The 26,047-nt window shown below is 59.8% G+C and carries 24 protein-coding genes and 2 riboswitches; of the genes, 23 read left to right on the forward strand and 1 reads right to left on the reverse strand.

The features are described 5' to 3' along the window. Positions 1-437: hypothetical protein (locus BLQ12_RS24510; protein ID WP_217640400.1), on the reverse strand; the 437-nt coding region annotated here is incomplete at its 3' end. Positions 438-563: 126 nt separating this feature from the next. Here BLQ12_RS24510 and larE point away from each other — a divergent pair. The 23 genes from larE to BLQ12_RS24630 all read left to right on the forward strand — a co-directional run bounded on the left by larE (position 564) and on the right by BLQ12_RS24630 (position 25,885). Further along, a complete protein-coding gene (gene larE, locus BLQ12_RS24515) occupies positions 564-1,379 on the forward strand; it encodes an ATP-dependent sacrificial sulfur transferase LarE (protein ID WP_092215227.1) in 816 nt (271 codons plus the stop codon). A 172-nt stretch (positions 1,380-1,551) separates the two neighbouring features. Beyond that, entirely contained in the window at positions 1,552-2,325 is a 774-nt protein-coding gene (locus BLQ12_RS24520) for a LytR/AlgR family response regulator transcription factor (protein WP_092215229.1), read from the forward strand. A gap of 172 nt (positions 2,326-2,497) precedes the next feature. Beyond that, positions 2,498-4,216, forward strand: a complete 1,719-nt coding sequence (locus tag BLQ12_RS24525) for a LytS/YhcK type 5TM receptor domain-containing protein (RefSeq protein ID WP_217640401.1) — start codon at positions 2,498-2,500, stop codon at positions 4,214-4,216. 201 nt (positions 4,217-4,417) lie between these two features. Beyond that, positions 4,418-5,848, forward strand: a complete 1,431-nt coding sequence (locus BLQ12_RS24530; protein WP_092215231.1) for a carbon starvation CstA family protein — start codon at positions 4,418-4,420, stop codon at positions 5,846-5,848. 133 nt (positions 5,849-5,981) lie between these two features. Further along, a riboswitch (cobalamin riboswitch) is annotated at positions 5,982-6,189 on the forward strand. A 234-nt stretch (positions 6,190-6,423) separates the two neighbouring features. After that, a riboswitch (cobalamin riboswitch) is annotated at positions 6,424-6,673 on the forward strand. 183 nt (positions 6,674-6,856) lie between these two features. Then, positions 6,857-7,123 (forward strand): hypothetical protein, encoded by a 267-nt coding sequence (locus tag BLQ12_RS24535; protein WP_139164102.1) that lies wholly within the window; start codon positions 6,857-6,859, stop codon positions 7,121-7,123. Positions 7,124-7,180: 57 nt separating this feature from the next. Beyond that, positions 7,181-8,155 (forward strand): sirohydrochlorin cobaltochelatase, encoded by a 975-nt coding sequence (locus tag BLQ12_RS24540; RefSeq protein ID WP_092215236.1) that lies wholly within the window; start codon positions 7,181-7,183, stop codon positions 8,153-8,155. A gap of 85 nt (positions 8,156-8,240) precedes the next feature. Next, complete coding sequence (locus BLQ12_RS24545; RefSeq protein WP_254782111.1) at positions 8,241-9,320, forward strand: FecCD family ABC transporter permease; 1,080 nt, start codon at positions 8,241-8,243, stop codon at positions 9,318-9,320. Position 9,321: 1 nt separating this feature from the next. Continuing rightward, a complete protein-coding gene (locus BLQ12_RS24550) occupies positions 9,322-10,119 on the forward strand; it encodes an ABC transporter ATP-binding protein (RefSeq protein ID WP_092215238.1) in 798 nt (265 codons plus the stop codon). Continuing rightward, a complete protein-coding gene (locus BLQ12_RS24555; RefSeq protein WP_217640402.1) occupies positions 10,112-11,044 on the forward strand; it encodes an ABC transporter substrate-binding protein in 933 nt (310 codons plus the stop codon). The genes BLQ12_RS24550 and BLQ12_RS24555 overlap by 8 nt, the downstream gene beginning before the upstream one ends. Then, on the forward strand, positions 11,034-12,437 hold the full coding sequence (locus BLQ12_RS24560) for a cobyrinic acid a,c-diamide synthase CobB (protein ID WP_092215240.1): 1,404 nt from the start codon (positions 11,034-11,036) through the stop codon (positions 12,435-12,437). The genes BLQ12_RS24555 and BLQ12_RS24560 overlap by 11 nt, the downstream gene beginning before the upstream one ends. Continuing rightward, the gene (locus BLQ12_RS24565; protein ID WP_092215242.1) at positions 12,434-13,051 is read left to right on the forward strand and encodes a precorrin-8X methylmutase; all 618 of its coding nucleotides are present in this window, start codon (positions 12,434-12,436) and stop codon (positions 13,049-13,051) included. The genes BLQ12_RS24560 and BLQ12_RS24565 overlap by 4 nt, the downstream gene beginning before the upstream one ends. A 383-nt stretch (positions 13,052-13,434) precedes the next feature. Next, a complete protein-coding gene (gene cobI, locus BLQ12_RS24575) occupies positions 13,435-14,163 on the forward strand; it encodes a precorrin-2 C(20)-methyltransferase (RefSeq protein WP_092215246.1) in 729 nt (242 codons plus the stop codon). 1 nt (position 14,164) lies between these two features. Further along, positions 14,165-15,220 (forward strand): nucleoside recognition protein, encoded by a 1,056-nt coding sequence (locus BLQ12_RS24580; RefSeq protein WP_092215248.1) that lies wholly within the window; start codon positions 14,165-14,167, stop codon positions 15,218-15,220. A gap of 24 nt (positions 15,221-15,244) precedes the next feature. Continuing rightward, complete coding sequence (gene cbiD / locus BLQ12_RS24585) at positions 15,245-16,336, forward strand: cobalt-precorrin-5B (C(1))-methyltransferase CbiD (RefSeq protein WP_092215250.1); 1,092 nt, start codon at positions 15,245-15,247, stop codon at positions 16,334-16,336. Continuing rightward, entirely contained in the window at positions 16,333-17,553 is a 1,221-nt protein-coding gene (gene cbiE, locus BLQ12_RS24590; protein ID WP_092215252.1) for a precorrin-6y C5,15-methyltransferase (decarboxylating) subunit CbiE, read from the forward strand. Before cbiD ends, cbiE begins: the two co-directional genes overlap by 4 nt. Continuing rightward, positions 17,553-18,332, forward strand: a complete 780-nt coding sequence (gene cobM / locus BLQ12_RS24595) for a precorrin-4 C(11)-methyltransferase (RefSeq protein WP_092215254.1) — start codon at positions 17,553-17,555, stop codon at positions 18,330-18,332. Before cbiE ends, cobM begins: the two co-directional genes overlap by 1 nt. A gap of 210 nt (positions 18,333-18,542) precedes the next feature. Then, complete coding sequence (locus BLQ12_RS24600; protein WP_092215256.1) at positions 18,543-19,571, forward strand: cobalt-precorrin 5A hydrolase; 1,029 nt, start codon at positions 18,543-18,545, stop codon at positions 19,569-19,571. A gap of 26 nt (positions 19,572-19,597) precedes the next feature. Further along, on the forward strand, positions 19,598-20,338 hold the full coding sequence (cobJ, locus tag BLQ12_RS24605; protein ID WP_254782112.1) for a precorrin-3B C(17)-methyltransferase: 741 nt from the start codon (positions 19,598-19,600) through the stop codon (positions 20,336-20,338). A 293-nt stretch (positions 20,339-20,631) separates the two neighbouring features. Further along, complete coding sequence (locus BLQ12_RS24610; protein WP_092215337.1) at positions 20,632-21,153, forward strand: cob(I)yrinic acid a,c-diamide adenosyltransferase; 522 nt, start codon at positions 20,632-20,634, stop codon at positions 21,151-21,153. Positions 21,154-21,475: 322 nt separating this feature from the next. Next, the gene (locus tag BLQ12_RS24615; protein WP_092215339.1) at positions 21,476-22,987 is read left to right on the forward strand and encodes a cobyric acid synthase; all 1,512 of its coding nucleotides are present in this window, start codon (positions 21,476-21,478) and stop codon (positions 22,985-22,987) included. Between the two features lies 1 nt (position 22,988). Further along, positions 22,989-23,513 (forward strand): bifunctional adenosylcobinamide kinase/adenosylcobinamide-phosphate guanylyltransferase, encoded by a 525-nt coding sequence (gene cobU / locus BLQ12_RS24620; protein ID WP_092215260.1) that lies wholly within the window; start codon positions 22,989-22,991, stop codon positions 23,511-23,513. A gap of 2 nt (positions 23,514-23,515) precedes the next feature. Beyond that, positions 23,516-24,262, forward strand: coding sequence for an adenosylcobinamide-GDP ribazoletransferase (gene cobS, locus BLQ12_RS24625; RefSeq protein WP_092215262.1), 747 nt, complete (start codon positions 23,516-23,518; stop codon positions 24,260-24,262). Between the two features lie 546 nt (positions 24,263-24,808). Further along, a complete protein-coding gene (locus BLQ12_RS24630) occupies positions 24,809-25,885 on the forward strand; it encodes a threonine-phosphate decarboxylase (protein ID WP_092215264.1) in 1,077 nt (358 codons plus the stop codon). Positions 25,886-26,047: the final 162 nt, after the last annotated feature.

A 26,047-nucleotide genomic window follows, 5' to 3' on the forward strand; every position in this document is an offset into this window, starting at 1 on the left:
GCCTCTTCCTCGGCTTTGATGCGGGCTTCCTCTTTGGCCTTTTTCTTTGCCTCTTCCTCAGCTTTCAGGCGGGCTTTCTCTTCGGCTTTTTTCTTCGCCTCCTCATCGGCTTTTTTTTGTGCAGCGGCCTTGGCCTTGGCATCATCTTTTTTTGCCGGTGCCTTTTTGGCGACGGTCTTCTTTGTCTCAGCGGCACCGTCTTTTTTTTCAGTGCTTTTTGCGGTGGTCTTTTTGGCGGTTGAGGTTTCAGCCTTCAACGCTTTTTCTTCTTTTTTCTTCTTGGTAGCAGCTGCTTTTTTAACGGCTTTTTTAGACTTGGGAGCTTTCTTGGTGGTGGTCTTTTCTGCCGTTGCTGTGTTCTTCTTCTTTGGAGACTCCTCCTTGGCAGCGCCCTCCTTGGACGCATCGGTTGAGCTTTTTACGGTTTCCTTTGCCATGTGATCACCTTTGAAAATCTCAATTATTTATAATATGATGCCAACTGGTTATTTTCTACTTGTTAACGCTCATGTATATAAAAATTGTAAACAATTGTAAACCATTTTGGTGGAGTCGGGACGCCCGTGAAATCCAGTGCATTGAAGTATGAATCTCTTTTAACTCGCTTGAAACTCTATGATTCTCTCGCGGTAGCGTTTTCAGGGGGGGTGGACAGTACCCTTCTTTTGAAGGCTGCTGTAGATACCCTCGGAGAGAACGTTGTGGCGGTGACATCGGTCTCCCCTGTCCATGCACGACGGGAAATCGAAGCAGCCAAAGCCTGCGCCGCGACGTTGGGGGTTCGGCATATCCTTTATGATCCCGGCATGATGGAGGATAAGGACTTTCTTGAGAATACGCCCAGGCGTTGTTATTTCTGTAAACGTCGTATGTTCATGCGAATGAGTAATGAGGTGAGAGCCCTTGGGGTGAGCAATGTAGTGCATGGGGTGAATTGCGATGATTTAGGGGACTACCGCCCCGGCCTGAAGGCCGCCGAAGAACTCGGTATCGGTGCGCCCATGGTGGATGCGGGCCTGTTTAAGGCAGAGATCCGGGAGTTGGCCGAGGAACTGGGGCTGTCCGTGGCCCGCAAGCCGGCCATGAGCTGCCTGGCAACCCGCATTCCCTACGGTGAGCCCATTACGCGGGAAGCGCTGGCCATGGTGGAGGCCGCCGAGGCGACCCTGGATGATCTGGGGTTTCAGCAGTTTCGGGTGAGGCACCACGGGGACGTGGCACGGATTGAGTTCTCCCGGGAGGACCTGGCACGGCTTTTTACCGAGTCGATGATGGCGCAGGTGGTGTCCGGGGTGAGGCGGGCAGGCTATCTCCATGTGGCCGCTGACCTGGAAGGGTACGGCCAGGGGCGCATGAACAGGGGGCTGGAAGACGTCTGAAGGGAGCCTGTCTTGCGCGCGGTGTGTCCTGCATCAGGAAGCGGGGAGTCGCCTGGCGATTGCCCGCTTTTTTGTGGGGATCCGGGTGCGGGCTCTGTTTGACGTGTTGCCTTTGGGGTGTGTATATAGGTGCAGGGACGGTATCTCAAGGGGGATGACAGGGGAGGGGTGTATGGAGATTCGATGTCTGGTGGTGGACGATGAGCAGCCTGCTGTGGACGAGCTGGCTTTTCTCTTATCCGGGTTGCCGGATGTGGTGGTGGTGGGATCGGCCAACTCCGCCAAAGAGGCGGTGGAAAAGATCGGTTCCTTGAAGCCCGACCTGGTCTTTTTGGACATCAACATGCCGGGCCACACGGGGTTTCACGTCATTGAGGCCTGCAGCGACCTGCACAAGGCTCCTTTGTTTATCTTCTGCACAGCCTACGATCAGTATGCGGTGAAAGCCTTCGAGGAGCAGGCTGTGGACTACATCCTGAAACCCTTTTCCCTGAAACGCGTGGCCAAAGGGGTCGGGCGTGCCCGGGAGCGCCTGGAGGCGGAGTCCGGGGCCTCGAACGATGAGGTCACAAGGCTCCTTGAAGCCCTGGGGCCCAGGCAGCCCCATGTGGTTCGTCTTTCGGTGGAGAGCCAGGGGCGACTTCTCCTTTTGGATCCCGATGAGGTGCTTTTCTGCAGGGCGGAAGAAAAACGGGTGCGTGTCTTTACCCACGGCGGCGACTACATCTCCCACGGCGCTTCCACCCTGGACCGCCTTGAAGAGCTGGTGGCAGGCTACCCCTTTTACCGCGTCCATCGGGCGAGCCTTGTGCACCTGAAGCACATTCGGGAGGTCACAAGCTGGTACAACGGCAAGTACCTCCTCGTAATGGACGATTCCGCAGCCAGCGAAGTGGTGGTGAGCCGAAACCGGGTCAAGGGCCTGAAAGAGAACCTGGGCCTCTGAGTTTCCTGCATCCCAGCCTGCCGAAAAGCCCCCGCATCCTCGAAAATCGACCATCCCCGATGAATGCCTGGCCGCCTGGGCCCGGACGGTTTACCGTGCACGGGAGAGAAGGGGGATTTTTTCTCCCCCTGTGTGGAACCATGGAACCAGAACAATCGGAGTGCCTTGCATCGTGGACGTATCCATCACCCATCTTTTGATTTCCCTTATCGAGCACCTGGGCCTGACCGTGGCCGCGGCCTTTCTTATCCTGAACATGGGGGCTGCGGGCAAGACCTTCCTCGGGAAACATCCCTGGGTGGAGAAGGCCGTACTGACCTGCTTTTTCGGCCTGTTTGCCATCCTGGGCAATTACGGGTTCGATCCGGTACACGACGCCTTCGCCAACCTGCGGGCCATGGCCGTGGTGACCGGCGGGCTCTTTGGCGGGCCCTGGGTGGGGGTAGGGGCCGGGATCATCGCGGGAGGGCATCGGTTCCTCATCGACATCGGGGGATTTTCCTCGGCGCCGTGCGCCACGGCGACCCTTCTGGAAGGGGTAACCGCAGGGCTTTTGGCCGGGTGGTACGGCTCGCGGGTGATGAACTGGAAGGTGGCCTTCGGGCTCGGGGTGGCCGGAGAGTCCATGCACATGGGGCTGGTGCTGCTGTTTGCCAAGCCTTTTCCGGAGGCGGTGGCCCTGGTTCAACTCATCGCCGTGCCCATGATCCTGGTGAACTCCGTGGGGGCCGCCTTTTTTGTGGAATTGATCAAAGGGCTCTTTCGGGAGCGTGAGCGGCGGGAGTCCCGTCAGGTGCAGCAGATCCTGGAGATCGCCAACCTTACCGTGGGGTACCTCCGGGCGGGTCTGGGGGCGGGCTCTGCCAAAAAGACGGCCGAGATCATCTTTCGGCAGGTGGATGTGGCGGCGGTGGCCATCACCGACACCACCCATGTACTGGCCCACATGGGGGCGGGGGCAGACCACCACATCGCCGGGGAACCCATACGCACCGCCGCCACCGGCATGGTGCTGGACGACGGGTTGCCCCTGTTCCGGCACACACGGCGGGAGATCGCCTGCCCGCACCACGGCTGCCCGTTTCATCACGGCATCATCGTTCCTTTGAAAAAGGGGGCGGACATTGTGGGGACCCTGAAGTTTTACGGAACCCGGGAAAAGCCCCTGGATAAGGTCCATTTTCAGACCGCCCGGGGGCTTGCCGTGCTCTTTTCCACCCAGCTGGAACTCGAAGATATCCAGATCCAGGCCCGCATGCTGGCCTATGCGGAGATCAGGCGGCTCCAGGCCCAGATCAATCCACATTTTCTCTTTAACTCCCTGAACACCATCGCAAGCTTCTGCCGGACCCGGCCCGACCGGGCCCGGGAGCTGATCCTGGACCTGTCCAACTACATGCGCAGGAACCTTGACCAGAGCAAGGGGTATATCACCGTGCGGGAAGAGCTGGAGCAGGTGGAGGCCTACCTGGCCATCGAGCAGGCCCGCTTCGGCGATCGGGTGTCGTACCGGCTCCACGTGGGGGAGGGGTGCGACAACTGGCCCATTCCCGCCCTGGTGATCCAGCCTGTGGTGGAAAATGCCGTCAAGCACGGGATTACGCCCCAGGAGACGGGGGGCACCGTTACCGTGTCCATCGATTGCGACGCCACGCTGCTTACCGTGCGGGTGACCGATGACGGCGTGGGGATGTCCGACGAGACGGTGTCCCGCCTTTACAACCCCGAGGAGCTGGCCGCGGCCGGTGAAGGCATCGGGGTGCGTAACACCATCCACCGGCTTCAACGAATCTATGGCCCCTCCTGCCGCATGGCCATCGAAAGTGTCCAGGGCCGGGGTACAGAGGTCTCTTTTTCCATCCCCAGAAAGCACCCTTCCGTGCGTCCCTGACCCCCACTTTATCAGGTGGCCCCGGTGTTTTCGGGGCTGCCCTGGCGTTTCAGCCCATTGCTGGTGCATTCCATCCTTGAAAAACGACATGACTCTTTTGAGGCATGGCCCGTGGCCCCCATTTTCCGATAAAACCGGTGTGTAAAAGAGGAACCGCCCAAGGGGGCGATCAATGCGTTTTGTCATGGAGGTTATTTTACTATGCTGATTTTTTTTGCGTGCGTTGCTGCACTGATTCTCGGGTACTTTACCTACGGTACCTTTGTGGAAAAAACATTCGGGCCGGACAGTTCCCGAAGGACCCCCGCCTACGAGCTTGAGGACGGGGTGGACTACATGCCCCTTCCCAAATGGAAGGTGCTGTTTATTCAGGTTCTGGATATCGCGGGAATCGGGCCCATCTTCGGCCCCATCCTGGGGGCCCTCTACGGCCCGGTGGCTCTGGTCTGGATCGTCATCGGCTGTATTTTCGCCGGAGCCGTCCACGACTACTTCTCCGGCATGCTCTCCATTCGAAACCGCGGGGGCAGCATCCCCGAGGTGGTGGGGGATTTTCTCGGCATGCCTGCCCGACAGGCCATGCGCGTTTTTTCCGTCGTGCTTCTCATGCTGGTGGGTGTTATTTTTGTGCTGGCACCTGCCAAGCTCCTCACCGGGCTCACCGGTGTGAATACCCAGATTTTTATCTTTGCTATTTTCGGCTACTATTTCCTTGCCACCATTCTTCCCATCGACAAGGTCATCGGGAAGATCTACCCCCTTTTGGGCGCACTTCTGCTCATCACCACCGTGGCCACCGTGGTTGCCCTGATGCTTGGCGGCTATGAGATCCTGCCCAACCTGGATGTGACCACCAGTGCGCATCCTGCCAACAAGCCCATCTGGCCCCTGCTTTTCATCACCCTCTCCTGCGGTGCCATCAGCGGGTTCCACTCCACCCAGTCCCCCCTTATGGCCCGGTGCGTCAAAAACGAAAAAGACGGCCGCGCTGTGTTCTACGGCGCCATGATCCTTGAAGGGATAATCGCCCTGATCTGGGCCACCGTGGGACTCTCCTTCTACAAGTCTCCGGAAGCCCTTAACGCCGTGATCGCGGCGGGGACTCCCTCAGCCGTTGTCTCTGAAGTTTCCAACGCCCTCCTGGGGCCCGTGGGCGGCTTCCTGGCGGTCATCGGGGTCATCGTGCTGCCCATCACCAGCGGGGACACCGCCTTCCGAAGCACCCGACTGATCCTGGCCGAATCCTTTAAGGTCAGCCAGTCCCAGACGGCCAAGCGCCTGATGATCGCGGTGCCTCTGTTTGTCCTGGGCTTTATTATCTCCAAGCAGAACTTCGGCATCATCTGGCGATATTTCGGGTTCTCCAACCAGGCCCTGGCTACCCTGGTGCTCTGGTCGGCCGCCGTGTTCCTTGCCCGGGAGATGAAAAATTACTGGATCGCCTGCCTGCCGGCGACCTTTATGACCGCCGTGGTGGTCACCTTTATCCTCCAGGCCAAGATCGGATTTGGCCTTGCCATCGGAACATCCACCGTGGTTGGTGTCGGAACCGCCGTGGTTTTACTGGCCCTGTTTGTCTTCAAGTTTTCCGGCATCCGGGCTGTCAAACGTGCCGACGGGTTGGCTGAATAACCTGCTCTCGCAGCGGATGCGCCCGTATGTTCCCTGTCCGGTGTCATGGTGCGGATTTTTAAAGGGATGCCCGCCGGGCAGGGAATGGGGCGCAGGCTTTAGATTGCCTTGACAACCGGAAAAGTGTGGCTTAGGATCACATCCTATGCTTGGTGCAGCTAATGCTTAATAGGGAACTCCGTGAGAATCGGAGACGGGCCCGCCGCTGTAACCGGGGACGTTCTTCGCAACAACGCCACTTTCTTGATACGCCAGGAGTCATCGGCTCAAACAACGAGGGGAAGGCGCGAAGAAACGGATGATCCGGAAGTCAGAAGACCTGCCATGCGCTATATGATGTCCCGTTGTCAGATGGTTTCGTCTTATCTCCACCGTGGTGAGAGGGGTGGCCTGAAGAAACAAGGCTGCCGGAACACGGGGAAAGGATCATATAGAAGTGGCGCGCTGCCGTGGTAAAGGGTGCGCCCGACTATGAGGATTGAATACGGAATCCCCATGCTTGCATACGATTGCAGGCATGGGGATTTTTTTGTTTTAAAACCCGATAATTCGTCCTGTCCATGGCGGCGGATTTTCGGCTGAGTACGTGACCGGGTCCCCGTAACGGGGTCTTGTATACACGCAGGAAGGGAATCCCGTGAAAATCGGGAACGGTCCCGCCGCTGTAACCGGGAACCGTACGGCACGGGTGAGGGAGGTACCCCTCACCAAAAAGCCACTGCCCGCTGACGGCCCTCCTTTTCAGGCCGGCGGCAACCAGGGCGGGAAGGTGCGCCGTGCGGAAGGCCCGGGAGTCAGAAGACCTGCCCGGCATAAGACGCGTTGCTTTTTGTGCGGTTCGCTGCATAAAAAGCGCTCCTGCGGAGAACAGGGGGATCGGCGTGATGAAAAGGGCGAAGTAAAACAGGGAACAGCCCTTTTTCGGAGATGGTCGGGCCGGAAGGGGCTGGGTAGGTAATCCGCCGAACTCCGGTCCTTCAATTAAATGATCTGTTTACGAAGGAGCCGATGATGAAAAAAGGCATGATCCTGTGTGTGCAGGGGCAGCTCCCCGAAGGCGTTGCCCCGGATGACCTGCTTAAGGGCGGCCATGTTGCATTTGATGTGGACAAGGTGGCCGTGGTCTCTCCCCTGGACGGAGAGGGGGACATCCATTGGGCATGGTGGCGAATGATATCCAAAGGGTTTACCTCGATACACTGCCGCATGGCAGGGTACGAGAAGGGACGGCTCGCCTTGAAAGGAGGCAGCGTTCCCATCTGGTCGATCGGTTGAACTCCCGAGATGTCATAATCAATTAATACACCTGTTACGTACGGAGATTGTAAAACGATGAAAAAAACGACCCTTCTGATTTTGATTGTTTCATTGCTGTCCCTGCTGGGCGTAAATCCGGCCACCGCCGCCACCCAGAAAAAGGCGGTGGATGCGGTGGTTATCGCAAGCTTCGGCACCAGCTACCCTGAAGCCCTTGAAGCCATTCTCACCATCGACAAAGAGATGAGAAAAGAGTTCCCCAAGGCAGAGATCAAGCACGCCTTTACCTCCAATATCATCCGGGGCATCTGGCATGAGCGCGCAGGCGACGCCGCCTGGAAAAAAGCCAACCGCAGCGTTCCCGAGTGGCTGTATGAGGTCAAAGGACCCCTGGCCACCTTCGGCGCCCTTCAGGAAGAGGGCAAAAAGCGCGTGGTCGTGCAGACCACCCATGTGTATGCCGGGGAAGAGTACCTCGATCTCAAAGCCTATGTGGACGCCGTGGCGGGTATCGATACCCTTCGCGCCAAGTGGAAGCCCTTCTCTTTCATGACCCTGGGCCGTCCTGCCCTTGGCAAAGCCGGGGTGCATCCCGAGTACCACGCAGACATCGAAAAAGCCGCTGAGACCCTTGCCGGGGATGTGAAAAAAGCCCAAAAAATGGGTGCCGTCCTGGTCTACATGGGCCACGGCAATGAGGTGTTCCCCAGCAGCGCGTACATCGAATTCCAGAAGGCCATGAACGCCATGTACCCCGAGGTCACGACCCTCGTCGGCACCGTCGAAGGGTATCCCAGCCTTGATGAAGTGACCTTCGCTTTGAAGCACATGAAAGCCAAAAAGGTGTTCATGAAGCCCTTTATGGTGGTTGCCGGCGACCATGCCAGAAACGACATGGCCGGTGACGAAGACGACGCCTGGAAGACCGTCATGGAGAAGATGGGCGTCAAGGTGACCTGCGAACTCAAAGGCCTGGGCGAGAACCCCGAGTGGGCCAAGATCTACGCCAAGCATGCCGTGGATGCGGTGACGGTTCATAAAGGCCACTAAATAGAGTATGGTTTACTATGGTCTCCGGCGGTGCTGCCGGGGACCAACTTTTTGGATTTTACCCGAACGTTGATGGAAGGCCCCCATGACCATCGCCACAGAGCCGATGAGTAAATCGCGACCGTCCCTTGCCTTGGTGAAAGGCCCGGGAGGGTTGTTGTGTCTGTGCGCGCTGCTTTTCGGGGCGGTGCTTCTCTCGGCCCGCATGGGCTTTGTGGAGTTCTCCTTCGGGGAGGTGCTCAGTGCCCTCTGGCACGGGGTCACCGGCACCGAAGGGCAGACCACGGCCGCTGAAACGGCCCGCGTGATGGTGTGGGAAGTGAGGCTTCCGCGTATTTTAACGGCCGCCGCCGCCGGGGCGGGCCTTGCCGTGGCCGGTGCCGTCTACCAGAACATCCTGCTCAATCCCCTGGCCGATCCCTACACCCTGGGCGTCTCCTCAGGGGCTGCCTTCGGCGCGGCCGTGGCCCTTCTTTTCGGCATGGGCAAGACCCTCCTTTCTGTCCCTCTGTTTGCCTTTGGGGGCGCCATCCTCACCCTTTTTATCGTCATCGCCATGGCCTCCCCATCCGGACGCCTGCTGCGCTGCGGCATCGATTCGTCCAACCTTATCCTTTCGGGCATCATGGTGTCGGCCATCCTCTCGGCGGGCTTAAGCTTCATGAAGTACCTGGCCGACGAGCAGGTCTCCGTCATCATCTTCTGGCTCATGGGCAGCTTTGCTGCCGCCACCTGGCGGGATGCCGCGGTTCTCTCCGGCGTGGCCGCTGCCGGGTTTCTCCTGTTTCTGTTTTACGCCCGGGACCTCAACCTTCTGGCCTTGGGGGAAAAGAGCGCCCGCAGCCTCGGGGTGGATACCTCAAAGACGGTTTTTATCCTTCTGGTGGCCGCCTCTCTTGTGGCGGCTGTTTGCGTTGCGGTCTCCGGTATCATCGGTTTTGTGGGCCTGCTGGTGCCGCACATGGTGCGGTTCGTCACCGGGCCCGATGCGCGCAAGCTCTTGCCGGCCACCCTTGTCATCGGGGCCGTTCTCCTTCTTTTTGCCGACACCGTCACCCGGGCGGTGCTGCCCTACGAAGTGCCCATCGGGGTGCTGACGGCCCTCATCGGGGGGCCGGTGTTCTGCGTGATCTTTCGGAAGAGCCGCATGGGAGGAGGCGCATAAGATGGCTGACAGCGTACTCCGCATGGAAGGTATTTCATTTATGCGCGGCAGGCGCGAGGTGCTTAAAGGCATCGACGCCTGCTTCGAGAGAGGCATGTTCCACGCCATCCTGGGACCCAACGGGGTGGGGAAGAGCACCCTGGTTGAGATCCTGGCCGGGCAACTGGACCCCGACGCGGGGACAACCTCTCTTTTCGGGGCCCCTGTGCGAAAGCTGTCGGCCCGCAAGGTGGCCCGGCAGGTGGCGGTGGTGTCCCAGAGCCACGACGTACGTTTTGCTTTTTCCGTAAGGGACGTGGTGATGATGGGCAGGCACCCCCACATCGACCGGTTCGGCTCCCCGTCGGAAAACGATTTCAGGCTGGCCGAAGAGGCCATGGCCGTGGCCGATATCCACCACCTGGCCGACCGTCCCGTCACCGAGGTGAGCGGGGGAGAGCGCCAAAGGACCCTGTTTGCCCGGGCCCTGGCCCAGGACACCCCGGTGCTGATCCTGGATGAGGCCACCAGCAACCTGGACATGAAACACACCTTGAGCCTTCTTTCCGTGGTGCGCGAGAAGGTAAAACGGGAAAACAGATGCGCCGTGGGGGTCTTTCAGGACATCAACACCGCCGCGCTCTTCTGTGACCGTTTCCTCTTTTTAAAAGAGGGCCGCGTGGCCGTGTCGGGCTCCGTGGAAGAGACCCTGACGCCGGAGATCCTTCGGGAGGTGTTCGGGGTGAGGGCGCGCGTCATGGAAGACGAGACCACCCGGAGCCGTCAGGTGCTCTTCAACGCCGGAGGGTTCCATGATTAAACGATGCCTCCTGACTCTTTTTTGCCTTTGCCTGCTGGGCGGATCAGGCGCTGTGGCGGGTGCCGCGCAGATCACCGACGCCGCAGGGCAAGTGGTGACCTTTGATGCGCCCTTTTCACGAATCATCTCCCTGTACAGCGCCCACACCGACAACCTGCTGGCCATGGGGGCCGGTGACGTCCTCATCGGCGCGTCCAAAAGCGACGGGGCAGAAGATCTTCCCCGGTTTTCCTACCACGACGGCACAGAGCGGTTCCTTGCCGCCCGGCCAGATCTGGTGCTGATTCGTCCCATGATCGAGCGGGGATACGGCAGGCTGGTGGCAAGCCTCAAAGCAAGGGGAATCACCGTGATCTCCCTTCAACCCGGAACCGTGGACGAGATGATGGACTACTGGGTGGCCCTGGGCCTGCTCAGCGGCCATGAAGACGAGGCCCGGTCCCTGGTGTCGACATTTGAAAACGAGACGCGCCGCATCAGGGACCTCACCCAAGGGCTGGCCGCAAAGCGGACGGTGTTTTTTGAGGCCATGCACGGCAAGCTCCGCACCTTTTCCAAGGGGTCCATGGCGGCCTGGGCCCTGGAACTAGCCGGGGGCATAAACGTTGCCGAAGACGCCGTGCCCTCCAAGGGCAGCAACATCGCCATCTACGGCAAGGAGCGCCTCCTTGCCAAGGGGCCGACCATCGATATCTACCTGGTCCAGCAGGGACGCATGAACCGCGTCACCCGTGAGGAGATCAAAAACGAACCGGGCTTTTCCTTGATCCGGGCCGTGCGCGAGGGCGAGATCCATTTTGTGGACGAAGCCCTGGTCTCCCGGCCCACGCCCGCGCTTTTGAAGGGCGCACGGCGCATCGGGCAGATTCTTTACCCCACCCTCTTTGAACCGACCACAGAAGGACTGACAGTGCATGGGCAGTAAGGCGACTCACAGCAAGACGGGGTTTCTCATCGGCGGCACCTCCAGCGGCAGCGGCAAGACCACCCTCTCCCTGGGGATCATGGCGGCGCTGAAACGGCGCGGATTTGAGGTGGCACCCTTTAAGGTGGGCCCGGATTACATCGATCCCGGCCACCATCGGCGGGTTACGGGGCGCCCTTCCCGGAATCTGGACGGCTGGATGCTCAGCCGGGAGTATTGCCGAGAGGCCTTTTCCCGCTCCATGGACCAGGCGGACCTGGCCGTGGTGGAAGGGGTCATGGGGCTTTTTGACGGCTTTTCCGGCACCGACGAGGCCGGTTCATCGGCCCAGATGGCCAAATGGATCGGGCTTCCCGTGATCCTGGTGGTCAACGCCGCCAGCATGGCCCGAAGCGCAGCCGCCCTGGTCACCGGGTTTGAGAACTTCGACCCCGAGCTCAATTTCCTTGGCGTGGTCTTTAACAACATCGGCAGCAAGAGCCATCTCAATTACCTCACCGAGGCCCTTTCGGTGCACAGCGACCTGCCCTGCCTGGGCGGGATTCCCCGGGACGAAGCCTTGAGGATCCCCGAGCGCCATTTAGGCCTTGTCACCGATGAAGAACACATCCTCTCCGGCACCGAGACGGATCACCTGGCCGACACCGTGGAGGCCCATATCAATCTGGACCTGCTCCTTGAACGGGCCGGTGAACTTCACCTGTTCCGCCGGGAACCCGAGGGGCAGACTCGCGAAAAAACGCAAAGCGTTAAAATCGGCGTGGCCATGGACAGTGCCTTCTGTTTCTACTACCCGGACAACCTGGAGACCCTTGAAAAGGCCGGGGCCACCCTGGCCTATTTTTCCCCGACCGAGGATGAATCCCTCCCCGAAGGAGTCTGCGGCCTCTATTTTGGCGGAGGTTATCCCGAGCTCTTTGCCGAGGCCCTGAGCGGAAACACCGCCATGCGAAGGGCCGTCAAAGCCGCAGCCGATTCCGGCATGCCTGTCTACGGCGAGTGCGGCGGGCTCATGTACCTCTCCGAGGCCATCACCGATTTTGACGGGACCCGCTGGGAGATGACCGGCTGTCTTCCCTTAGAGACCCGCATGCAGGAGAAACGCTGCGCCCTGGGGTACCGGGAGATTACCCTCAAAGAATCCTCCCTCCTCGGCCCCTCCGGCACCACCGTTCGCGGCCATGAGTTTCACTATTCCAAACCCGTGGGGGAGCCGCCGGAAGACCGGATCTACCGGGTGACCCCACGTATCGATCGCACCCTTCCCGATGAGGGGTATGTCAAGGGCAACACACTGGGCAGTTACGTCCACCTTCACTTCGGAAGCTCTGCCGGGGTGGGGGAGGCGTTCGTGGCCCGCTGCAACGCGTATAAGGAGTCAACGAAACGATGAAACCCCAGGAAATTGAAGACCTGAGCTTCAAGATGATTGGAGAAGAAGCGGGCGACCACGGGTTCTCCGATGCGGAGTGGCCCATCGCCCGCCGCGTGATCCACACCAGCGCCGATTTTGAGTACGTCGACAGCCTTCGGTTTCACCCCGAAGCCATCGAAAGCGGCATTGCCGCCATTCGCGGGGGAAAACCCATCTTTACCGACACCAACATGGCCCTTTCCGGGATCCGTAAAATGGAGGTGGGCTCCTTCGGGGGAAGCGTGACCTGCCTTGTGGCCGACCCTGTGGTGGCAGCCACCGCCAAAACCAATGGCATCACCCGGTCCAAAGCGGCCGTGGACGCCGTGGCAGATCAGCTTGACGGGGCCATCTACGCCGTGGGTAACGCCCCCACAGCCCTGCTTCGTCTGCTGGAGCTGGTGCGGGAAGGGCGCATCAAGCCCGCCCTCATCGTGGGCTTTCCCGTGGGGTTTGTGAACGCGGCCGAGTCCAAGGCCGAGCTCCTGGAAACCCCGGGCGTCCCGTTCATCACGAACATAGGACGCAAAGGCGGCTCCAACGTGGCCGCCGCGGCAGTGAATGCACTGGCCATCATGGCAGCCGCCAGATAGGCCAACCCGTGGCCCCCGGCAGAGTCTCCGGAGGCCACATGGTGTTGAATAGACGCAAAATATCTGTGTCGATCACTTCGGTCATGCCCCAACCAGGTGAAATGAAAACGTCCCGCCGCGCCGGGCGGGACGATCATGGATTTTCATCGGCATGTGCGGATGCGACGACGCCGATTGTGTGATAGACGCTTTCATCAAAGCGGACAGGAGGAGTTGGATGCTGCGTGCAGCGCTGAAAGGGGCGTTTCTGTCAACCGTCAACCCTGCTATGATGAGAGATGCGGCACGGTGCCGCTTTAAAACAGTCGGTTTTCCAGGGTTCTTGTGGAAAATCGGCCCCAATCGACCGCTTGAACAGCAAGCGGATACCGAGGTAGTTTGTTATGTCTGAGAACAGAGGCACGCTTTTTGGCATTGGCGTAGGTCCGGGAGAGCCCGACCTCATCACCATGAAAGCCGTCAAGGCAATGCAAGACGTGGATGTCATCTTTACGGCATCCTCATCGAAAAACAGCTTCAGCCTGGCAGTGGAGATCGCCAGGCCCCACCTTCCGGAAAATGTCACGGTGGAGATCCTCCCCTTCCCCATGACCAGTGAGCAGGGCGTGACCACCAAGGCGTGGAAAGAGAATGCCGACCGTATCGCAGAGGTCCTGAACACCGGCAAAAACGCCGCATTCCTCACCCTGGGCGACCCCCTGACGTACTCCACCTTCGGATACATCCTCCAGTACATGAAAGCCGATCATGCGGAGTGCCCCGTGGTAACCATCCCCGGGATCACCTCCTTCCAGGCCGCCGCAGCCCGCATCAACACCCCCCTTGTGGAAGCCGAAGAATCCCTTGTCATCACCTCCGGAGCCTATGGCGGCGAGCACGTCCGCAGGGTCGCCGCGACCTCTGAGAACGTGGTTCTCCTTAAGGCCTACAAAAACGTCGACGACATCGCCGACGCCCTGTCCGACAGTGGCCTGATGGAGCACAGCTGCGCCATCAAAAAGTGCGGTCGGGAAGGCGAAGAGATCATCTGGAATGTCGGGGACCTCAGGGAGGTCAAGCCCGATTACTGGACCCTGATCATTGCCAAGCAGAAGAACGGACTGGCAAACTGAAATGGCCGGAAATCGCAAGGGAAAAGGCAGCGGTAAGACGCTGGCGGTCTCCCTGGGCGTAACGGCAGCCATGATCGCAGCAGGTCATTTCTGGATGGACGGGGTTACCCCCCACGTGGTGGTGACCCGCGTCTGCAAGCCCTTGCTGCGCCTTATCTGCTTTATTTCCCTGGGGCTCATCGCCGGTCAGATTATCGAGTCCACCGGTTGGACGCGCTACCTCGCCAAAGTGGCGGGGCCGCTCTTCCGCTTCGCCGGCCTGGGTGATCGCTGCAGCGCGGCGTTTACCACGGCCTTTGTGTCGGGGGTGGCGTCGAACTCCATGCTCTACGGCTTTTACAAAGATGGCAGCATCAGCCGCAGGCAGCTCTTCATGGCCAATTTCCTCAACCAGTTCCCGGCCTATTTTCTCCACCTGCCCACCACCTTTTTTATTGTGATTCCCCTGGTGGGCAAGGCTGGCCTGGTTTACTTCGGCCTTACCTTTACGGCCCTTCTCCTTCGCAGCGTGTTTCTCCTGGCCCTGGGCCATGTGACACTGGACGGCGAAAAGGAAGGGGGTGCAGAGGTGGAGGGCAAAGAGCCTTCGGCCAAAGGCTGGCAGGCCGTGACGGAGGGCATCCGAAAACGCTTTCCCAAACGGGTGTCCACCATCATCACCTGGGTGATTCCCATCTACGTTGCGGTCTTTTTCGTGCATCGCCTGGGCTTTTTCGACTTCATGAATGAGGCCCTGGCACACCTTGCCGTCTCCAGGATCATGCCCGTGGAATCCCTCTCCGTGGTGGTGCTGGGCTTTACCGCCGAGTTCTCCTCCGGGTTTGCCGCGGCAGGCGCTTTGCTTGATGCAGGGGTTCTCACCGTCAAACAGACGGCTCTGGCCCTTCTCATCGGCAACATCATCGCCTTTCCCATTCGGGCCGTCAGGCATCAGCTGCCCCGGTACGCAGGCATCTTCTCCCCGGTCATGGGGACCCAGATTCTTCTTATCGGCCAGTTCCTGAGGATTTTCTCGCTGATGGCGGCAGGGGTGCTCTACTATTGCCTTGTTCCGTAATACAGACCTGTAAGGTTTTCTGATATGGCAAAAAAACGAACATTACGAAGCGGGTTTACCACGGGCACGGCGGCGGCAGCGGCCGTGAAGGGGGCGCTGAGCCTTCTTTTTACCGGAGGTTGCCCGGATAAGGTTCGCATTCCCTTTCTAAGCGAGGGGCATGTGGACATTCCCCTGGTCTCCTGCAGCATGGAAGGGGAAACAGCGGTGTGTACCGTCATGAAAGACGGCGGCGACGACCCGGACATCACCCGAAACGCCATCATCGGTGCACGGGTGTGGCGGGACGATGCAGGAGGGGAGTCCTTTGTCCTTATAGGGGGCCAGGGGGTGGGCCGGGTCACCCGTCCCGGCCTGGAGGTCCCGGTGGGGGAAGCGGCCATCAACCCTGGCCCGGTGAAGATGATTCGCGGGGTCGTGGATACCCTGAGGGCCGAGACCGGTGACCTGGATCCTTTGGTCATCGAGATTTTTGTCCCCGAAGGGGAGGTGATGGCTGAAAAAACCCTGAACAGCCGTCTCGGTATTGAAGGGGGAATCTCCATCCTTGGCACCACGGGCATTGAGCGACCCCTGTCCCACGAAGCCTACGAAGCCACGGTGCGTTCGTCCATCAAAGTGGCCAAGGCCATGGGAGCCCACAGTGTGGTCTGCACCACCGGGCGCCGCAGCGAGCGTTTCGCCATGGGGGTGTTCCCTGAGTTTTCCGAGACCTGTTTTGTGCAGATCGGTGATTTTTTCAAAAGCTCCATGGAGACGGCAGGGGCGCAGGTTATGGATGTCATCCTGGCCGTCTTTTTCGGCAAGGCCGTGAAAATGGCCGCGGGCATTCCCCATACCCACGCGGCCAAGTCCGACCTGAACCTTCGATTCCTGGCCGATCTGGTGGAAGAGATGGTGGACGACGCCGAACTGGTGGACAAAGTGGCCCACTCCAACACCGCCCGGGAGGCCTTTACCTACCTTGCCGGGCCCTGCCCCGAGGTGATCGATCGTGTGGGCGAGCTGGCAGCCGCCTCTGCGGCCCGGTTTGCCGGGGAGGGCATCAAGACCCGATGCCTTATCTTCGATTTTGATGGAAACGTGGCAAGTGACAGCCGTAAGGAGCCGGTATGAACCAAACCATCACAGTCATGGGCTTCGGCCTGTCGGAGAAGGACCTTTCCCCGTCGTCTTTGGCAATCCTTTCAGACGCCGACGTGATCGTGGGGGGAAAGCGGCACCTGGGTGCCTTTCCCGATACATCCGCAGAAAAAATGGTCATCGAAGGCAAGATGTCTGTGGTTCTGGACCGCCTGGAAGGCAAGGTGGCGGAAGGCCGCAAGGTGGTGATCCTCGCCTCCGGTGACCCCTTGTACTACGGCATCGGATCGCTGGTGACCAAACGGTTCGGTTCTAAAGCCGTCCGGGTGATCCCCAACGTTTCGGCCGTTGCCGGGGCCTTTTCACGGCTCGGGCTCTCCTGGCACGACGCAGGGGTGGTGAGCCTCCACGGACGCGGGGCCACAGCAGAGACCCTGAAGGCCCTCTTGTCCCATGAAAAAACCGCGCTGTTCACCGATCCGAAAAACAGCCCCGATACCGTGGCCGCCTGGCTCCTGGAACAGGGGGTGACGGCCCGCGCCTGCCATGTCTTTGAGGCCATGGGCACCCCGGAAGAGAAACACACCGAGTCCACCCTGGAGCTCACGGCAGGCAGATCCTTTACCGGACCCAACATGATGGTGATCTTAGGGGCTGCCCTTGCGGAGCCCCCCCTTCCCATCGGCCTGGGCATGCCCAGTGAGTCCTTTGCCCACCAGCGCGGCATGATCACCAAACCCGAAGTACGGGCCGTGACCCTTGCCAAGCTGGGCCTCAAAAGCCATCAGGTGCTCTGGGACCTGGGGGCGGGCAGCGGCTCGGTCTCCATTGAAGCCTCCCGGTTTGTGAATAAGGTCTGCGCCGTGGAGCAAAAACCCGAACGCGTGGCCGACATCCAGGCCAATATCCGGCGCTTCGGCGCGCTGAACATGACGGTGACGGAAGGAGCCCTTCCCGATGCCGCACGAGATCTTCCCGACCCGGACGTGGTCTTCATCGGAGGGGGCGGCAAAGACCTTGACGCCATCATCCGCATGGCTTCCGACCGCATGGGAGATAACGCACGCATGGTGGTCAACACCGTGCTTCTCCAGAGCCTCGGCACCGCCGTGACTACCCTTGAAGACGAAGGGTTCGGCGTGGAGGTGTTTCACCTCACCGCCAGCGTTTCCACCACCGTGGCCTGGGACATGATGCTTAAAGGAACCAATCCGGTCTTTATCGTCACCGGAATACGAGGAGAAGGTTGATGACAGACGTAAGATACCCCATCACATTTACCGGGGCCGGCCCCGGAGATCCCGAACTCATTACCGTCAAGGGCAAGCGAAGCCTCGAAGAGGCCGACCTCGTGATCTTTGCCGGTTCCCTCGTCCCGGAAGAGCTCCTGGTCTGGACCCGTGAGGGCTGTGAGTGCCTGAGCAGCGCCTCCATGGACCTGGACGGGATGGTGGAGAAAATGGCCGAAGGCCATCGTGCCGGCAAAAAAGTGGTGCGTCTTCACACCGGCGATCCCTCTCTGTACGGCGCCATCGACGAGCAGATGCGCGACCTGGACAAGCTGGGCGTGCCCTACACCGTCATCCCCGGCGTCACCGCAGCCTTCGGGGCCGCAGCCGCCATGAAGATGGAGTACACCCTCCCCGAGGTGACCCAGACCCTGATCCTTACCCGCGCCGAAGGCCGCACTCCCGTGCCCGAAGGAGAAACCCTGGACGCCCTGGCCTCCCACGGCGCCTCCATGGCCATCTACCTCTCCAGCGCCCTGGCGGAAAAAGTCTCCAAACAGCTGAGCGCACACTACGGCGAAGAGTCCACCTGCGCCGTGGCCTACCGCGTGAGCCAGCCCGATGAGAGGATTATCTACACCACCATCGGCAAACTGCCCGAGACCATGAAAAACGAAGGCATCCGAAAAACCGCCCTTATCATCGTGGGCAAAGGCGTGGGTGACCACAACGCCGCCAAATCCAAACTCTACGATGCCACCTTCACCCACGAATACCGGGACGGGGTGGAAAAAGCGTAAAGAGCATGCCTCCGGCGGGCAGGGGATAAATCCCCTGCACCCCAGGTTGCGAATGCTCCCGGCCTTCGTTCCTCAGGCCGATCACATTCGCTTACGGGCTTCGCCCGTGATGTGTCGGGTGCATTCCATGCACCAAAATAAAAGCGTGGGTATCACCCATCGTCGGGCTTAAATGTGAAGAATACGTTCCTGGCCTGCACGGAGGAAAAGATGAACAGACGAACACTGAAAATCTGGGCCGTAACCGAACGGGGCGCGCACCAGGGCCAGAGGCTCTGTGCAGCCCTGGGCGGTGATCTGTGCCTGCCGGACAAACCCTGGGTATCCGGGTTTCCCAAGGCACGCATTGTGCCGTCCCTTCGGGAAGGGATCGCAGGCGGGTTCCACGGGGCGGACGGCCATGTGTTCATCATGGCCGCGGGCATCGTGGTGCGGATGATCGCGCCCCTTTTGAAGAGCAAGGCCCAGGACCCGGCGGTGGTGGTCATGGACGAGGCGGGGCGCTTTGCCGTGAGCCTGGTCTCCGGCCACATCGGCGGGGCGAACCGATTGGCGGAAGAGGCGGCAGCGGCTGTGGGCGCGGTGCCGGTGATCACCACGGCCACCGACACCCACGGCATCCCTTCGGTGGACGGCGTGGTGTCCGAACGGGGGCTGGTGGTGGAAAACCCGTCAGCCATAAAAACCGTGAACATGGCCCTTTTGGAAAAAAGAAAACCCCTGCTCTGGGACCCCATGGGGATCTATGCCGATATGGCGGATTCCTATGCCCCTGCCGGTGAACGGGCTGCTGCCGATGTGGTGGTGGACTGCTCTTCGGCCCCGGCAAAAGAGGGGGCCCTGGTGATCCGGCCCCGGCGCGTCACCGTTGGGGTGGGGTGCAACCGGGGCACCGATGTGGAAGAGATCCTGGAGGTCATGGGAAAGGCGTTTGAGGCGGGGAATTTATCCCATCTGTGCCTGAAGGCCGTGGCTTCCATTGATGTAAAAGCCGATGAAGAGGGGATACTCAAGGCCGCCGAGCGACTCGGGGTGCCCCTCTCATTTTATACCAAGGACCAACTCAGCGGCACCGAAGGGGTGGTGACACCCTCGGCGGCCGCTTTAAAACACGTAGGAACGGTGAGTGTATGCGAAGCAGCAGCGATTCAGAGTGCAAACATGGGGCCCCTTGTTGTGCCCAAGGTGAAGGGGAAAAATGTGACGGCGGCGCTGGCAATGGCGTCCTCTACATCATAGGCATCGGACCCGGCAGCGTGGATCACATGTCCATGCGCTGTGTGGACGTGATCAAGGGCGCAGACGTCATCGCCGGGTACACCGTCTACGTGGACCTCATCAAAGGGTTCATCGACGGCAAAGAGGTCATCGCCACCACCATGAAAAAAGAGGTGGACCGAGTCAAGGCCGCCGTGGAGACGGCCCTCACCGGCAAAAAGGTGGCCCTTGTCTCCAGCGGGGACCCCGGCATCTATGCCATGGCGGGCCTGGCCCTTGAGATCATCAAGGAGAAAGGGGTCTCGGCCCGTCGACCCGGCTGCGGCGCTCCGGAAGAGGGCAGCCTCACCGTGGAAGTGGTCCCCGGCATCCCGGCTCTCTCCTCGGGCGGGTCCCTGTTGGGCGCTCCTCTGACCCACGACTTTGCCTGCGTGAGCCTGAGCGACCTTCTCACCCCCTGGGAGCTCATTGAAAAGCGCCTCAACGCCGTGGCCGAGGCCGATTTTGTCATGGTGATCTTCAACCCCAAGAGCAAGAAGCGCAACTGGCAGCTGAACAAGGCCCAGGAGATCGCCCTGAAACACCGCAGCGGGGACACCCCTGTGGGCATCGTCAAGAGCGCCATGCGTGACGCCCAGGACGTAACCATCGTGCCCCTGAAAGACCTGCACGAAGCCGATGTGGACATGCTCACCACCGTTTTTATCGGCAACAGCGCCTCCGAGGGGTACCTTGATTTTATGTTTACCCCCCGGGGGTACGGTAAGAAGTATGATTTGAAATCTTAAATCACATGGTAACTATTCAGCTTGCAAAAAAGCCTCCGGCGTTCCTGCCGGGGACCAAACTTTTGAAAAGTTTGATAAACAGGTTTTGCTCAATTTAACAGAAACTTTCGCGGAAGCCCTCACCCTGAGGAACGAAGGGGGAGGGCTTTCGCAACCTGGGGTCCAGGGGATCATCCCCTGGCCGCCGGAGGCAGGTTTTCCCTGCCCACTTTAACCATAGAAGGCATGTTTTTGTTTTTTTTCTCTGAGCTGAATAGTTACATCGTAAATGACAGGAACCCATGAGGCGAACCATGGAAAAAGGGTACATTCAGGTCTACACAGGCAAAGGCAAGGGCAAAACCACGGCGTCCATCGGCTTAAGTGTCCGGGCCGCCGGGGCCGGTTTCAAGGTGCTCATCGCCCAGTTTATGAAGCAGGGGGATTATTCCGAGATCAAGGCCCTGGAGCGGTTCAGTGACCTGATTACCGTGCGTCAGTTCGGCGCCGGGGGCTGGGTCAAGGGAAAGCCTTCGGACAAGGAGAAAGCCAGGGCCCGGGAGGGATACAACCTCGTGAAAGAGGCCCTTTCCACCGGGTCCCATGACGTGGTGGTTATCGAAGAGGGAAACCTCGCCGTGAAGTACGGCCTGATCACTTTGGAGGAGATGCTGGGTCTCATGGAGATGAAGCCCGACGGCACCGAGCTCATCATCACCGGGCGCTACGCCGCAGACGAGGTGATGGCCCGGGCCGACCTGGTGTCTCAGATCGAGCCCGTGAAGCATTACTTTGCCGACCAGGGCGTCAAAGCCCGTGTCGGCATCGAAAAATAGCAGGGGCTACAGCCCCCTGGCCCCAGGTTCGCAAATGCTCCGAACCTTCGTTTCTCAGGAACGTCACATTTGCTGACGGGCTTCGCCCGTGGGGGAATGTGGCATTTTCGGATGCAGAGCGGAAGTCGTCAGTCCTAATAGTGATGTGAGCACCCTGATAGCCTAAATGATGATCAAGGCCGTTCCCTATGATAAGCCTGCATTGTCACAATTCAGCAAGGCCCCGTCTTCCCCGCCAGGAGCAGGGGAGACAGGGGCTTTCTATCGGAACGTTTTTGCGGAGCTTTTTTCAAAAAGCGACCCGCCGGAGGCATCTTTTTTTATGAATAAAGCGGATAAAAAGAAGCCGGCTCGTTGTATTGCCGTGTTCGGCACGGGGTCGGACGTGGGCAAGAGCGTGGTGACCACCGGGCTCTGCCGGCATTTTGCCGAGCAGGGGCTCAAGGTGGCGCCCTACAAGGCCCAGAATATGTCCAACAACTCCGGGGTGACCCCCGAGGGTCTGGAGATGGGCCGTGCGCAGATCATCCAGGCCGAGGCCGCCGGTGTGGTTCCCTCGGTGCTGATGAACCCGGTGCTTTTGAAGCCCACCGGGGAGACCGGGTCCCAGGTGGTGCTCATGGGCAAGGTGGACGGGGACGAATCCGCCGCCGCCTACCACAAGAAAAAGGAACGATATTTCAATATCGCCGCCGAGGCCCTGGATCGCCTCCGGGCCGAGAACGACCTGGTGATCATGGAAGGGGCCGGCTCCTGTGCCGAGGTGAACCTCATGGCCGGGGACATCGTGAACTTTCGCATGGCCGACTACGCCGACGCCGACGTGATCCTTGTGGCCGACATCCACCGGGGCGGGGTGTTCGGGCAGGTGGTGGGAACCCTGGCCTGCCTGCCGGACCATTACGCCGAGCGGGTGAAAGGGGTGGTCATCAACCGGTTTCGGGGCGACATCTCCCTGTTTCAGGACGGGTGCGACTGGATCGAAGACAAGTGCGGGAAACCCGTTCTCGGGGTGCTCCCCTGGTATCGGGATTTTCATATCGGTTCCGAAGACTCGGTGGTTATCGAGCAGCCCCAGGGGCGCTCTTCCCTGACGGGCACCAAACCCGCAGGGGCCGTGATCCGTCTCCCCTTTATCTCCAATTTTACCGACTTTGAGCCCCTGATGCAGCGTGATGAGATCGAGCTCTGCTACCTGGATCGTCCCTGCGACCTTTCGGAGTTTGCCTTTCTCATCATCCCCGGTTCCAAAAACACCAGAAAGGATCTGGCCTGGCTCAAGGAGACGGGCTGGGATGCCCGTATCAAGGATTTTTCCCGAAAAGGGGGCCACGTGGCAGGTATCTGCGGCGGTTACCAGATCCTTGGGGAGAAGATCGAGGATCCCCAGGGCGTGGAGGGTGCGGCCGGTACCGAAGATGGCCTGGGGCTCCTGCCTGTTGCCACGGTGATGAAAGCGCCCAAGACCACCACCCTCAGCCGGTTTACCTACAAAGGCATCGAGGGCAGCGGCTACGAGATCCACATGGGCACCACCTCCCGCCACGGCGGGGAGTCCCTGGTGGAGGTTCTGGAGCGCAACAGCCTGCCCGCAGGGGACAACGACGGCTGCAGGGCCCCGTCCGGAACGGTGATGGGGACCTACATGCACGGGATCTTCGACACCCCGGCCATTGTGGACTCCTGGCTCGCGGAGATCGGCATTGCCGTGGCCCCTTCCAAAACCGCAGGGGGCCTTGATGCCCGCCTGGAAGCTTACGGCAGGCTTGCCGAACACACACGAACCCACCTGGCCATGGATCCCATCAACGCCATGGCGAAAGGAGAGGCATAACATGGGCTCCTTTACCTTTGTCACCGGCGGATGCCGGAGCGGAAAAAGCTCCCACGCCCAGAAACTTGCCGAATCCCTTGCTGCGGATAACCGCCTCTACGTGGCTACCCTCCAGCCCATGGATACCGAAATGGAGCGACGGGTCACCGATCACCAGTCCCAGCGGGACGACTCCTGGTACACCATTGAAGAGCCCTACGACATCGTCAGGGTCCTTGAAGAGGAGCAGGACAAAGCCGGAGTCATCCTCGTGGACTGCATCACCCTCTGGGTGACCAACCTCTTTATGGCCGAGCAGAGCGAAGAGGAGATTCTGGCGTTTGTGGACGATTTTGCCGAGGCGGCTGCCGCCTCAAAGGTGCCTGTGGTGACCGTCTCCAACGAGGTGGGCATGGGCATCGTCCCGGACAACACCCTCTCGCGGCAGTTCCGGGATATCCAGGGGGCTGCCAACCAGCGCCTCGCCGCCAGGGCCCACAAGGTGGTCTTTACGGTGTCGGGTATTCCCATGACGGTGAAGGGGTGAAAATGAACATGAAAGAGTGTGTGCTGGACTTGAAATCGGCCTTGCAGTTTTCCACCATTCTTCCCGTGGGGGCCGGCAATGTGTTTCGCCCCGTGGGCCAGGTGGCCATGTTTCCCGTGGTGGGGCTGATCCTGGGAGGCATCCTCGCCTTTGTGGATGCCGTTCTTTCCAACATCTGGCCCCCCATGGTGGTGGGGATCCTGGACACGGTGCTGCTGATGGTCTTAACCGGCGGGTTTCACCTGGACGGGTTGGGGGACACGGCAGACGGCCTGTTCAGCCACCGCCCGAAGGAGCGGGCCCTTGAGATCATGAAGGACAGCCGCAGCGGCGCCATGGGGGTCCTTGCCATGATCGCTATCCTTGCCATGAAATGGGCCGGCCTTGCCTCCATGAGCGCACCCGGCTGGAGCCGGGCCCTTCTGCTCATCGCCATCCCCGCCCTTGCCCGGGGCAGCCAGATTTTCGGCATCGGCCTGTTGCCCTACGGCCGTAAAGAGGGCACCGCCCACGACCTCTTCGGGGACGTGCCCCTGGCAACCCGCCTTCGGTTCATGATTGCTCCTGTGCTGCTGGTCCTGTGCACAGGCGGCCGGGGCGTGATGGTGCTTCTGGTCTATACGGGCATCACCGCCGTACTCCTTGCCTGGTACAAAAAAAAGATGGGGGGCATCACCGGCGACATGCTGGGAGCCATGACGGAGATTACCGAAGGGTTTCTCTTTGTGGCGGCCGCTGCGGCGCTTTAAGAGATAAAAAATGCCTCCGGCGGCAAGGTGTGCCACCTTGAAAGCAGGTTGCGAATGCGCTTTCCCCTTCGTTCCTCAGGGAAAATCACATTCGCCTTTGATTCAGATTGAAATACATCTTTTTTTAAACCTGCTTGTCAAATTTTTCAAAAGTTTGGCCCCCGGCAGGGTCGCCGAAGGCATATTTAACCGGTTTCATTATGGAACGCCGCACTCAGGTGCGGCTTTTTAGGCCGTCGTTACCCGTGCCGCACAGGAGTGCGGCGCTCCAATGGGTGTTTCAAATACGACGATGGCCCAAACGATGATCAAGGCCGACGTTGTTTGAAAGGCGGATGTGATTTGACCCGAGGAACGAGGGGCAAAGCGCATTCGCAACCTGGGGTCCAGGGGATCATCCCCTGGCCGCCGGAGGCAGGTTTTCCCTGCCCACTTTGACCATAGAAGGCATCGCTTTTGATTTTTGACTTTAACAGGGTGTGCCCGCGGGCCATTCGGTGTATACTTAAAAGAACGAAAATCCATGAAAAATAAGGAGTTCGGGTTATGATAATCGGTCATGGAGGCAACATCTACAAGCTGGCGAAGGATCTGGGGGTGACCCCGTCTGATATTACCGATATGAGCAGCAACCTGAACCCTTTGGGGCCGCCTGAAGGGCTCATGGAGCACCTGGCATCCAAGCTCTCCACCATCGTTAGCCTGCCGGAGGTGGACGCCGGGCACATCAAGGAGCTGCTTGCTGCAAAGTACGGTATTTCGTCTTCATCCATCCTGGCCGGTAACGGCACCACCGAGTTCATCTATGCCATCCCCAGGGCCCTTGATACCAAACGGGCCCTCATCGTGGGCCCCACCTATGCGGACTACCGGGATGCCTGCGAGATGTACGGTGCCGATGCGGATTTTCTCCTCACCCGGAAAGAGGACGCCTTTTCCATGGCCCCCCAGGACATCGCCGAAGCCGCTGACGGCTACGACACGGTGTTTCTCTGCAACCCCAACAACCCCACCGGCACCCTGGTGGCCCCAGAAGCCATCAAGACCATGGCCGAGTCCCGGCCCGATATCCGGTTTGTCATCGACGAGTCTTACCTTCCCTTTGCCTGTGACGCCTACGGACAGAGCGTGGCCCGATACGGCCTGGACAACGTGGTGACCTTGAACTCCATGAGCAAGGTGTTCCGTATCCCTGGCTTGCGCGTGGGCTTTCTCATGGCCCCTGAAGCCATCATCGCCGAGTTTTCCAAATACGTGCTCCCCTGGTGCGTCAACGCCATGGCCCAGGCGGCCGTGGGCTTTATCCTTTCCGGCGGAAAGGCCATCGACACCTTCCTCGAAAAGACCCGGGCCTACGTCAAGGGAGAGAAAGATCGCTTCGTGGCTGCCTTAAACGCCATGGACGGGATTATCCCCTACGGCGCGGAGACATACTTTGTCATCTGTGAGCTCACCGGCGAGAACACCGCTGCCGGTCTCTGGGCCGCCCTGGCCGAAGAGGCCGTGCTGATCCGTGACTGCACCAACTTCATCGGCATCGAAGGCGAGTTCGTCCGGTTCTCCCTCAAAGACAAAGAGACCAACGACAGGCTCCTCGGGCTGTTGAAAAAGCATGTGAAGTAATCTGGCGTGTAAAACAAAAAAAGGTGCCCCGGTTGACCGGGGCACCTTGCATTTTATGACAGTCGCCTTGTTGGTTGAACGGGTGCTGCACGGAGTGCACCCGATGCATTGTCACCTCACGGTGTGCCGGGTGTTGATCTGCCCGCATCGTAAAACCGTGCG

The organism is Desulfoluna spongiiphila (genome assembly GCF_900101345.1).
Taxonomy (GTDB): Bacteria; Desulfobacterota; Desulfobacteria; order Desulfobacterales; family Desulfolunaceae; genus Desulfoluna; species Desulfoluna spongiiphila.

Excerpts from the sequence above, each read along its gene's own strand:
- BLQ12_RS24610 (WP_092215337.1), top strand. The coding sequence starts at position 20,632 with ATGGAAAAAGGGTACATTCAGGTCTACACAGGCAAAGGCAAGGGCAAA.
- BLQ12_RS24630 (WP_092215264.1), top strand. The coding sequence starts at position 24,809 with ATGATAATCGGTCATGGAGGCAACATCTACAAGCTGGCGAAGGATCTG.
- cobI (WP_092215246.1), top strand. The coding sequence starts at position 13,435 with ATGTCTGAGAACAGAGGCACGCTTTTTGGCATTGGCGTAGGTCCGGGA.
- BLQ12_RS24615 (WP_092215339.1), top strand. The coding sequence starts at position 21,476 with ATGAATAAAGCGGATAAAAAGAAGCCGGCTCGTTGTATTGCCGTGTTC.
- BLQ12_RS24540 (WP_092215236.1), top strand. The coding sequence starts at position 7,181 with ATGAAAAAAACGACCCTTCTGATTTTGATTGTTTCATTGCTGTCCCTG.
- BLQ12_RS24550 (WP_092215238.1), top strand. The coding sequence starts at position 9,322 with ATGGCTGACAGCGTACTCCGCATGGAAGGTATTTCATTTATGCGCGGC.
- cobM (WP_092215254.1), top strand. The coding sequence starts at position 17,553 with ATGACAGACGTAAGATACCCCATCACATTTACCGGGGCCGGCCCCGGA.
- BLQ12_RS24580 (WP_092215248.1), top strand. The coding sequence starts at position 14,165 with ATGGCCGGAAATCGCAAGGGAAAAGGCAGCGGTAAGACGCTGGCGGTC.
- cbiE (WP_092215252.1), top strand. The coding sequence starts at position 16,333 with ATGAACCAAACCATCACAGTCATGGGCTTCGGCCTGTCGGAGAAGGAC.
- BLQ12_RS24530 (WP_092215231.1), top strand. The coding sequence starts at position 4,418 with ATGCTGATTTTTTTTGCGTGCGTTGCTGCACTGATTCTCGGGTACTTT.
- BLQ12_RS24535 (WP_139164102.1), top strand. The coding sequence starts at position 6,857 with ATGATGAAAAAAGGCATGATCCTGTGTGTGCAGGGGCAGCTCCCCGAA.
- BLQ12_RS24555 (WP_217640402.1), top strand. The coding sequence starts at position 10,112 with ATGATTAAACGATGCCTCCTGACTCTTTTTTGCCTTTGCCTGCTGGGC.
- cobJ (WP_254782112.1), top strand. The coding sequence starts at position 19,598 with ATGTCCATGCGCTGTGTGGACGTGATCAAGGGCGCAGACGTCATCGCC.
- cobS (WP_092215262.1), top strand. The coding sequence starts at position 23,516 with ATGAACATGAAAGAGTGTGTGCTGGACTTGAAATCGGCCTTGCAGTTT.
- BLQ12_RS24565 (WP_092215242.1), top strand. The coding sequence starts at position 12,434 with ATGAAACCCCAGGAAATTGAAGACCTGAGCTTCAAGATGATTGGAGAA.
- BLQ12_RS24600 (WP_092215256.1), top strand. The coding sequence starts at position 18,543 with ATGAACAGACGAACACTGAAAATCTGGGCCGTAACCGAACGGGGCGCG.
- BLQ12_RS24520 (WP_092215229.1), top strand. The coding sequence starts at position 1,552 with ATGGAGATTCGATGTCTGGTGGTGGACGATGAGCAGCCTGCTGTGGAC.
- cbiD (WP_092215250.1), top strand. The coding sequence starts at position 15,245 with ATGGCAAAAAAACGAACATTACGAAGCGGGTTTACCACGGGCACGGCG.
- cobU (WP_092215260.1), top strand. The coding sequence starts at position 22,989 with ATGGGCTCCTTTACCTTTGTCACCGGCGGATGCCGGAGCGGAAAAAGC.
- BLQ12_RS24545 (WP_254782111.1), top strand. The coding sequence starts at position 8,241 with ATGACCATCGCCACAGAGCCGATGAGTAAATCGCGACCGTCCCTTGCC.
- BLQ12_RS24560 (WP_092215240.1), top strand. The coding sequence starts at position 11,034 with ATGGGCAGTAAGGCGACTCACAGCAAGACGGGGTTTCTCATCGGCGGC.